This is a genomic window from Gemmatimonadaceae bacterium, assembly GCA_035533755.1.
Classification (GTDB): Bacteria; Gemmatimonadota; Gemmatimonadetes; order Gemmatimonadales; family Gemmatimonadaceae; genus JAGWRI01.
In genome coordinates, this window is sequence record DATLTC010000095.1 from 1 (window position 1) to 5,601 (window position 5,601).

Annotated in this window: 7 protein-coding genes; 2 read left to right on the forward strand and 5 right to left on the reverse strand. The window is 71.2% G+C overall.

From position 1 onward, the window contains the following. The coding region (locus VNE60_12970) for a hypothetical protein (protein HVB32430.1) at positions 1 to 837 on the forward strand (837 nt) is incomplete at its 5' end. Continuing rightward, a complete protein-coding gene (locus VNE60_12975; protein HVB32431.1) occupies positions 834 to 1,691 on the forward strand; it encodes a hypothetical protein in 858 nt (285 codons plus the stop codon). The genes VNE60_12970 and VNE60_12975, both read left to right, overlap by 4 nt. Positions 1,692 to 1,727: 36 nt before the next feature. Here VNE60_12975 and VNE60_12980 read toward each other — a convergent pair whose 3' ends face one another. The 5 genes from VNE60_12980 to VNE60_13000 all read right to left on the reverse strand — a co-directional run. Continuing rightward, the gene (locus VNE60_12980; protein ID HVB32432.1) at positions 1,728 to 2,387 is read right to left on the reverse strand and encodes a MarC family protein; all 660 of its coding nucleotides are present in this window, start codon (positions 2,385 to 2,387) and stop codon (positions 1,728 to 1,730) included. A 34-nt stretch (positions 2,388 to 2,421) separates the two neighbouring features. Beyond that, positions 2,422 to 3,174 (reverse strand): SAM-dependent chlorinase/fluorinase, encoded by a 753-nt coding sequence (locus tag VNE60_12985; protein ID HVB32433.1) that lies wholly within the window; start codon positions 3,172 to 3,174, stop codon positions 2,422 to 2,424. 8 nt (positions 3,175 to 3,182) lie between these two features. Beyond that, a complete protein-coding gene (locus VNE60_12990; GenBank protein HVB32434.1) occupies positions 3,183 to 4,289 on the reverse strand; it encodes an Mrp/NBP35 family ATP-binding protein in 1,107 nt (368 codons plus the stop codon). An 11-nt stretch (positions 4,290 to 4,300) separates the two neighbouring features. Continuing rightward, positions 4,301 to 5,344, reverse strand: a complete 1,044-nt coding sequence (locus VNE60_12995) for a bifunctional oligoribonuclease/PAP phosphatase NrnA (GenBank protein HVB32435.1) — start codon at positions 5,342 to 5,344, stop codon at positions 4,301 to 4,303. 67 nt (positions 5,345 to 5,411) lie between these two features. After that, the coding region (locus tag VNE60_13000; protein ID HVB32436.1) for an amino acid permease C-terminal domain-containing protein at positions 5,412 to 5,601 on the reverse strand (190 nt) is incomplete at its 5' end.

Here is a 5,601-nt window from a genome sequence, read left to right on the forward strand (position 1 = left end):
GACGCGATCGCGCTCCGCGGCGACGTCGTCGTGCGGCCGGGCGGCGTCGTCACCGGCGACGCGGTCTCCGTGGGCGGGCACGTCCGGCTGTCCGGCGGCACCGTGAACGGCGAGATGCGATCGCTCAGCGACCTCGCGACCGGCGACGCCGCGGGCGCCGCCGCCGCGCCGCTCACCACCTGGGGCGCGATGAAGATGGTCGTGGCCTGGTTCGCCGTGCTCCTCGTGATCGGCATCGGCGTGCTGCTGTTCGCCGAACACAACCTGGACGGCGTGGTCTCGGAACTGGAGCGGCACTTCGCGCGTGCCTTCTGGGTGGGCATCCTGGCCGAGCTCGGGCTGGTGCCGCTGCTGCTGCTGGTCGTCGTGGCGCTGGCCATCACCGTCATAGGCGTCCTGCTCATCCCGTTCGCGATCGTGGCCTACGTCATCGCCGCGGCCGGCCTACTGGCGCTCGGTTTCCTGGCCGTGGCGCGGTTCACGGGACGTGGGCTGTTCCGCGTGGAGCCGGGCTCCGTCGTCCGCGGCGTGACGCTGCGCGCCCTGTTCACGGGGCTCGTGGTGTATCTGAGCCTCTGGTTCGTGGTCGCGGCATTCACGTGGCTGCCGGCGGCACAGGTGGTGCTCCGCGCCGTGGCCGTGGCCGTCACCTGGGTGGCCCTCACCGCCGGCCTCGGCGCCGCGGTCCTCACGCGGGCCGGCACGCAGCACGAGCATCCCGACGTCACGCCCACGCCGCGCGGACCCAATGAACAGCTCGCCTGGCAGACCCCCACGCCCGTAGCCGGCGTGGCGGCCGCGCGCCGGCCCGTCACCACCATCAAGAGCACGCCGTGAAACCTTCCGTCCTGCTCGCCGCGGCGGTGCTCGCCGCCGGACCGTCGCTGGCTCATGGCCAGACCTGGCGCACGCTCGACGTGTCGCGCCAGCTCCACGATACCAACGAGCTCCACGTGAACGTGCAGTACGGCGCCGGCCGGTTCGAGCTGCGCGCCGCCACCGATCCCGTGCTGTACGCCATGCGGTTGCGGTACAACGAGGACAACACCACGCCGCTGCACGAGTTCGATCCCGAAGCCCGCACGCTGCGGATCGGCGTCGACAACGCCTCCACCGGCTGGAGCGGCCGCCACTCGGACAACGACGACAAGGCGGGGATGCGGCTGGCCCTGGCCCCCAACGTGCCGCTCGACCTGTCGCTCGACCTCGGCGCCACCGAGGCCAATGCCGATTTCGGCGGCCTGTCCGTGCGCAGCCTGCGCGTGCAGTCGGGCGCCGCCGACGAGACGATGGACTTCAGCACCCCCAACGGCGCGCGCCTGGGCACCATGGCGATCGACATCGGCGCCGCCAGCTTCACGCTGCGCCACATCGCCAACGCCAACGCGTCGTCGCTCACGCTCAATGGCGGCGTGGGGGCCGTGTATCTGGATTTCGGCGGCACCTGGACCGGCGACATGGACGCCTACGTGAAGGTGGCGCTGGGCAAGGTGGCGCTCACGATCCCGCGCGAGGTCGGGGTGCGGCTGGCGCTCGATCGCTTTCTGACGTCGTTCGACAACGACGGGCTCGAGAAGCGCGACGGCTACTACTACTCCGACAACTGGGACACCGCCAAGCACCACCTGCGCATCCACGTGGAGACCACGCTCGGCACCGTGTCCATCGATCGGTCAGGCGGCACCCCGTAACGGCGCGCCGCCGCGGTCAGCGGGGGCGTGTCACGGTCAGTGCAGGGTCCGGAATAGCGCGGCCAGGCCGTTCCACGCGATCTGAACACCGATGCACAGCAGCACGAACGCGATCACGCGCAGGATCCCGTGTACGGTCTGCGGCGCGATCTTCTTGGTGATCTTCGGCGCGTACCGGTAGCTCAGCATCACCGAGAGACAGAGGGCCACCACCGCCACCACGATGCCGAGGTGCGCCAGGACGTACCGCGAGCCCGTGTTGCGCGACGCATGGGCGCTGAGCGTCAACATGACGACGATCGTCCCCGGGCCGGCCGTGACGGGAAAGGTGAACGGAAAGAACACCTTGCCGTCCAGCGACGCGACGGACGCCGCGGGTTGCGCGCCCTGGACTTCGGGCGCCGCCGGCGCCTCGTCGTTCAGCAGCCTCCACCCCATCGCGGCCAGGACGAACCCGCCCGCCACCTGCACCACCGGCAGGGAGATGCCGAAAAAGGCCAGCAGCGCGGCGCCCACGAGCTCGATCGTCGCGAGAAACAGCGCCGTGCTGATCGCGATCTTGCGGGACAGGCGGCGGAGGACCTCATCCGGCGCGTCCTCCACCAATCCCAGAAATACCAGCGCCGACCCCAGTGGATTGATCACGGGGAGCAGCGCGCTGAAGGCGAGCGCGAAGAATTCGAGAACGAGCATCATGGCGTGGGGGTTGGGGCCGGGAGCAGTGTGACCGTCATCCGGCGCGCAACCGCACCGGCGCGCCGCGCGTGAGGCCCAGCGTCTCCGCGGCGCTGCCGTCGCGCACGGCGATCTCCAGCAACCCCGACGAGCCCACCAGCGCCATCGCCGCCCCGGGCGGCACGTCGGCATAGGTGTGCGTCACGGGCACGTCGCGGCCGCCGGCCGTGACCATGCCGCCCCTGACCCCCAGCAGATTTGTGATCGCGTTCCCGAAGCGATCGATCGTCACCACCTGCCCCTCCACCGACCCGTCCGCGGCGCGGCGCGGCTCCGGCGTGCGGCGGACGATCGGCTCCGCCACCGGCGCCCCCAGCGCGTCGAACGCCTGCCCGAGCGCCAGGTGCACGGCCGCCGGCGCGAACACGTCGCGCCCGTGGAAGGTGGCCGACGCGGCGGAGGGAATGGAGAGCCGCACCACCCGCGCGCCCGGCGCCAGCAGCGCCGGCGAGAGGATGCCGTTGTCGGGACCGATCAGATACCGGCGCTGGCTCTCCACCGCCAGCGCGTCGCGCGCCGTGCCCACGCCCGGATCCACCACCGCCACGTGGATCGTGCCCTCGGGAAAGCGCTTCCAGTAGCGCGCCAGCGCCAGACGTCCGGCGTCGATGTCGTGCGGCGGAATGTCGTGCGAGATGTCGAGGATCGTCGTGTCGCGCGCCCCGGTGGCCAGCACACCCTTCATCTCGGCGACGTAGCCGTCCGCCGTCCCGAAATCGGTGAGCAGGGTGACGAGAGCGCGCGCCACGCATCACCTCATGGGGCCGGCGCCAGATCCTGCATGGCCCGGATCACGCGCTCGGCCACCGACACCAGCGCCTTGGCCGCCGACGACGCGGCATCGGCGACGACGATCGGCTGCCCGGCCTCGCCGCCCTCGAGCACCCGCGGATACAGCGGGATCTGGCCCAGCAGCGGCAGCTCCGTCTCCTGCGCCAGCCGCTCGCCGCCGCCCGCCCCGAAAATGGAGGTCGGCTTGCCGCAGTGCGGGCACTCGAACCAACTCATGTTCTCCACGATGCCCAGCACCGGCACGCCCACGCGCTGGAACATCCGCACGCCGCGCAGGGCGTCGCCCGTGGACATCTCCTGCGGCGTGGTGACGATCACCGCGCCGTGCACCATCGTCGCCTGCACCAGCGAGAGCTGCGCGTCGCCCGTGCCGGGCGGCATGTCGACGATGAAGTAGTCCAGCTCCCCCCACGCCACGTCGCGCAGGAACTGGGTGATGATCTTCATCACGATCGGTCCGCGCCAGATCGCCGGCTGGTCGCGGTCGATCATGAATCCCAGCGAGATCACCTTCACGCCGAACGCCTCGAGCGGCACGATCTTCTCGCTCACCACCGCGGGCGGCGCGTCCAGCCCCATCATGCGGGGCACGTTCGGCCCGTAGATGTCGGCATCCATCAGTCCCACGCGATGCCCCGACCGGGCCAGCGCCACGGCGAGATTGGTGGCCACCGTGGACTTGCCCACCCCGCCCTTGCCGCTGGACACGGCGATGATGCGTCCCAGGTTCGGATACGGCACCGGCGTGGGCGCGCTCGCGCGCGGCGCCGCCGGACGGTCGTCCATCACCGGCAGGGCGCGCGACGCGGCGGGCTTGGGCGCGGCCGCCGACGGATCCTTCACGTCCACGCGCACCTCGGTCACGCCTTCCACGCGTTCCAGCATCTGGCGCACGTCGCGCACGAGCGTGGCCGGATCGTCGGCCGCGAGCAGCAGGGACAGGCGCACCTTGCCGGCGGTGGTGGTGGCGACGTCGCGGATCATGTCGTCGCTCACCACGTCGTGGCCGGTGCGGGGATTGCGGAGCTTGGAGAGCGCCTGGGTGATGCGCTGTTGGAGAGTCTCTGGCATATGCCCGGAAACTACGGCGTGCCCGACCCCTTTCCAAGCGACGCCAGCTCCTGCCGCGCGTCGGCCAGCACGCGCTCGCGCACCTCGTCCATGGACCCGGCGATGAGCGCGCCGGCGGCGCGCACGTGCCCCCCGCCGCCGTAGCGGCGGGCGAAGGCGTTGGCGTCGAAGGTGCCCGTGCTGCGGAAGCTGGCCTTCACCTTCTTGTGGCCGAGGTCGCGGAAGAAGATGGCCAGCCTGGTGCCGGCAATCGACCGCGCATGCTCGACGATGCCGTCCAGGTCCTCCTGGCGCACGCCGTACTCGCTCAGCGCCCCCGAGCGCAAGGTCAGCCACGACAGCCCCAGCGTCTCGTCCACGCCCAGGCTCTGCAGCACCTCGGCCAGCAGCCGCACGCGCCCCACCGGCGCCGACGCGTACACCCGCCGGTAGATCTCCTCCTGGTCCACGCCGGCGCCCAGCAGCACCGAGGCGATGGCGTGGGCGCGCGGCGACGTATTGCTGAACCGGAAGCCGCCGGTGTCGGTGAGGATGGCGGTGTACAGCGACCGCGCGATGGCCGGCGTGATGTCGAGGTCGAGCACGCGCGCCAGGTCGAACACCAGTTCGCCGGTGGCGCACGCGGCGGGATCGCTGAACAGCACCTCGCCGGCCGGATCGCTGGACACCACGTGGTGGTCGATCACCAGCCGCGGCACGGTGAGCGTGCGCACGGCGGGCGCGAGGGTGCCCAGGCGCGTCACGTCGTTGATGTCCACCACCACGAGTTCGTCGATCGCGCTCAGCGCTTCGGCGCCCTGGGCGGTGGCGTCCTGCACGTCGTCGCCGAGCAGGAACGCGAACAGGTCGGGCCAGGGGGTGGGATTCACGATCCGCACCGTGACGCCGCGCTGGGCGAGCAACCGGGCCAGGGCCGTCTCCGAGCCGCACCCGTCGCCGTCGGCGTTGATGTGCGTGGACAGCGCCGCCACCGTGCCGGGCTTCCAGAACTCGGCCAGTCGGAGGATCGCGTCGCGTCGGGCGGGTGGTACGGAGAGGGCGTCGAGCTCGGTCACGGCAGATGGGAGAAAAGCGAAACGGCGCCCGGACCGGGCGCCGTTTCAAAAGTAACGTGTGGGAGGCTCAGTCGCCCGCGGCCTCGGCCGCGCGGCCGATATGCGAGTGCGACTTGCCGTAGGTGAAGTACACCACGAGGCCGATCGCCATCCACACGGCCAACCGGATCCAGGTGTCGATGGGCAGGAAGACCATCATGAACACGCACGTGAAGATGCCGAGGATCGGCACCAGCGGCACGAACGGCGTGCGGAAC

Excerpts from the sequence above, each read along its gene's own strand:
- VNE60_12980 (HVB32432.1), bottom strand. The coding sequence starts at position 2,387 with ATGATGCTCGTTCTCGAATTCTTCGCGCTCGCCTTCAGCGCGCTGCTC.
- VNE60_12990 (HVB32434.1), bottom strand. The coding sequence starts at position 4,289 with ATGCCAGAGACTCTCCAACAGCGCATCACCCAGGCGCTCTCCAAGCTC.